Source organism: Mesorhizobium sp. WSM4807 (genome assembly GCF_055811615.1).
Genome location: NZ_JBVVQY010000095.1, coordinates 1 through 1459, shown reverse-complemented (window position 1 = coordinate 1459; position 1459 = coordinate 1). Strand labels below are relative to the sequence as shown.

Annotated in this window: 1 protein-coding gene; it reads right to left on the bottom strand. The window is 57.1% G+C overall.

Going from position 1 to position 1459, the window contains the following annotated elements:
* Window positions 1-1406, bottom strand: a 1406-nt coding sequence (locus AC0L3N_RS33825; RefSeq protein ID WP_473552016.1) for an amidohydrolase family protein, incomplete at its 3' end; no start/stop codon positions are given.
* Between the last annotated feature and the right edge of the window lie 53 nt (window positions 1407-1459).

Sequence of the window (1459 nt, the reverse complement as noted above, 5' to 3'; positions counted from 1 at the left end):
GACAGGCTGTCGGCCAAAAGGTCGCGCTGGCGCATCGCCTCGGCAAGGATCGCATCCTGATCCATTGTGGTGAGGCGGCCTTTTTCCATCACAATCCGACCGTCGATGATGACGGTATCCACTGGGATCATGGACGAGGAGAGCGACAACAGGACTCCCGTATCATCACGCCAGGACAGGTGGGTGATGTCGCGCACCTCCCTTATCACCACGTCCGCGCGCTTGCCGACCGTTAGACTGCCGAGCCTGTCGCCGAGGCCCAGATTGTTGGCCGCATCGATCGTTTGCATATAGAATGGATCTGCGTCATTCAGTCGTTCCCCGAACGACGCGGAAAGGTAAAGGCTGAGAAGCCCAGCGATTCCGATCGGATGGATCATAATCGTGTCGACGCCTAGCGAGACACTTACCCCGTTTTTGTAAAGATAAGGAAACCAGCATTTGTTCGGCGGCGTTGCTCGATACCCCAGTGCATTGTTGGGGCACCAGGAGAGGCCTGGCTTCATCGATAGAATGAGTTCGATGTCCTCTTCATCAAGAACGTTCATGTGCGAGAGCGTCGAATTCGGTCCCAACGCACCTAGCCTGTGCAGGCGCACGGCACCAGAATCACCCCGCTTTCTCTTCTCTTCCCGAATGAATTCGGGGAGGAAAGATTGATGCTGCCAAAATGTGACATTTGACTCTCGGGCCAGCTCCACTGCTTCCCGCGTGAGATCATCTGTCGCTGTGCCCTCGCCGTAGAGACCGACATATCCGCGCACCAGTGCGTTCTCATCCTTGTTTCGGGCAATCTCGTGCTTGCACTGATCAATCACGCGTTTGGCATCGGCCGGAGCGCGCTTGATCAGCGCGTCAGGCGTCATGTGTGGCCAGATTTCCTGGTATGTTGACAAATCGTCCCAGGCGAAAGGCGCCGAAACCAATGCGCGCATTCCACATTTGGTCATCGTTTCGGCAAAGGTATCCGTCTCGAACACCGTTCCAGCTTCGAAGAAAAGCGTGAACCCCCGCTGCAACATCGAACAGGCCGCCGCTGCAGAATACGCCGCCGTCACTGTCGGGTTGGTCGCAGCCTTGAGCGTGGAGTAGGTCAGCTTCGTCGCTGCGCTGTGCTGTGGAGGAAGTAGTTTCGCTTCGCTGTGCTGTGGTGAGAATGTAGTGCCGTGATAGGCCATACCCGTCATATGCAAATGCGTTTCAATGAAACCGGGATGCACCAGGGCTCCCCCCGCGTCGATCTTGCGGGAGGCATCGCAGGCGAACAGTATCTCGGACTCACGCCCCACGCCAACAAGGACGCCATCCTTGATGGCAATCGCCCCCGGGCGATAGTGTGGCTGACTTCTGTCGCCCGTGAAGATGTCCCCGTTGACGATCAGCGTATCGACGGTTTTCTTGTGCATGCCATAACTCCTAGGCGGCCATCGCTCTCATCGGTGCCGCACATTCGGTTCAG